Genomic DNA, 1,922 nt, shown 5'->3' with positions numbered 1-1,922 from the left:
GCCCCCTCGATTTTGGACGGTTTGTCCGAGACGTCCGCGTTGCGGTTGCTTCCGGAGAGCGATCTCCGGGCGGTGGCGGACGCGGTTCGCTCGGAGATGATCGAGGCCGTGTCGGTGACGGGCGGTCATCTCGGGTCGGGGCTCGGGGTGGTCGAGCTGACGGTGGCGCTGCACCACGTGTTCGACACGCCCGACGACCGGATCGTGTGGGACGTCGGGCACCAGGCGTATCCGCACAAGATCCTGACCGGGCGGCGCGAGCGGATGCGGACGCTGCGCCAGGGCGGCGGGCTGTCGGGCTTCACCAAGCGCTCGGAGAGCGAATACGACCCGTTCGGGGCGGCGCATTCCTCGACCTCGATCTCGGCCGCCTTGGGCATGGCGGTGGCGCGGGACCTGCACGCGGCCTCGGAGAAGGCCAAGGGCCACGCCGAGCCCAAGCGCCGCAACATGATCGCGGTGATCGGGGACGGCTCGATGTCGGCGGGCATGGCCTACGAGGCGATGAACAACGCCGGCGCGCTGCATTCGCGGCTGATCGTGATCCTGAACGACAACGACATGTCGATCGCGCCGCCCGTGGGCGCGATGTCGGCCTACCTGGCGCGGCTGGCGTCGGGCGGGGCGTACCGGGGCCTGCGCGAGACCGCCAAGCAGCTCGGCAAGCTGCTGCCGAAGGCGATCTACCAGCGGGCGGCGCAGGCCGAGGAGTTCGCCCGCGGGCTGATCGTCGGCTCGGGCACAATGTTCGAGGAGATGGGTTTCCACTACGTCGGGCCGGTGGACGGGCACAACCTCGACCACCTGCTGCCGGTGCTGAAGAACGTGCGCGACTCGGAGCAGGGCCCGATCCTGCTGCACGTGGTGACGCAGAAGGGCAAGGGCTACGCGCCGGCGGAGGCGTCGGCCGACCGCTACCACGGCGTGGTGAAGTTCGACGTGCTGTCGGGCGTGCAGACCAAGGCGAAGGCCAACGCCCCGGCCTACACGCGGGTGTTCGGCGAGAGCCTGATCAAGGCGGCGGATGCCGACGACAAGGTGGTGGCGATCACCGCGGCGATGCCGGGCGGCACCGGGATCGACCTGTTCGGCAAGGCGCATCCGGACCGGACCTTCGACGTCGGGATCGCCGAGCAGCACGCGGTGACGTTCGCCGGCGGCCTGGCGACGGAGGGCTACAAGCCGTTCGTGGCGATCTACTCGACCTTCCTGCAGCGGGCCTACGACCAGGTGATCCACGACGTGGCGCTGCAGAACCTGCCGGTGCGCTTCGCGCTGGACCGGGCGGGGCTGGTGGGGGCCGACGGGGCGACGCATGCGGGGGCGTTCGACCTGGCGTACCTGTGCTGCCTGCCGAACATGACGGTGATGGCGGCGGCCGACGAGGCCGAGCTGGTGCACATGGTGGCGACCTGCCACGCGCACGACGACGGCCCGATCGCGCTGCGCTACCCGCGCGGCGAGGGGGTGGGCGTCGAGATGCCGGAGGTGGGCGTTCCGCTGGCGATCGGCCGGGGCCGGATCGTGACGCGGCCCGAGGGCGCGCGGGTGGCGCTGCTGTCGCTGGGCACGCGTCTGTCCGAGGCGCTGAAGGCGGCCGAGACGCTGGAGGCGGCCGGCATCGCGGTGACGGTGGCGGATGCGCGCTTCGCCAAGCCGCTGGACGAGGCGCTGATCCTGGACCTGGCGGCGAGCCACGAGGTTCTGATCACGCTGGAGGAGGGCTCGCGCGGCGGCTTCGGGGCGCAGGTGCTGCACCTGCTGACCGAGCGCGGCGTGCTCGACGCGATGCGGCTTCGGGTGCGCACGATGACCCTGCCCGACAGCTACCAGGACCACGACAGCCCGGACAAGATGTACGCCGAGGCCGGCCTCGACGCCGCCAGCATCGTCCGGAAGGTCGAGGACATCCTCCCCGAGCG

1 protein-coding gene is annotated in these 1,922 nt (G+C 71.2%); it reads left to right on the top strand.

Annotation, left to right across the window (positions count from 1 at the left end; genetic code table 11):
* Nucleotides 1-12: 12 nt before the first annotated feature.
* Nucleotides 13-1,922: 1-deoxy-D-xylulose-5-phosphate synthase (gene dxs, locus MKK70_RS18320; RefSeq protein ID WP_243949252.1), on the top strand; the 1,910-nt coding region annotated here is incomplete at its 3' end.

It is taken from the genome of Methylobacterium sp. E-041 (assembly GCF_022829665.1).
Taxonomy (GTDB): domain Bacteria; phylum Pseudomonadota; class Alphaproteobacteria; order Rhizobiales; family Beijerinckiaceae; genus Methylobacterium.
This window is presented reverse-complemented; position numbering and strand designations above follow the sequence as displayed.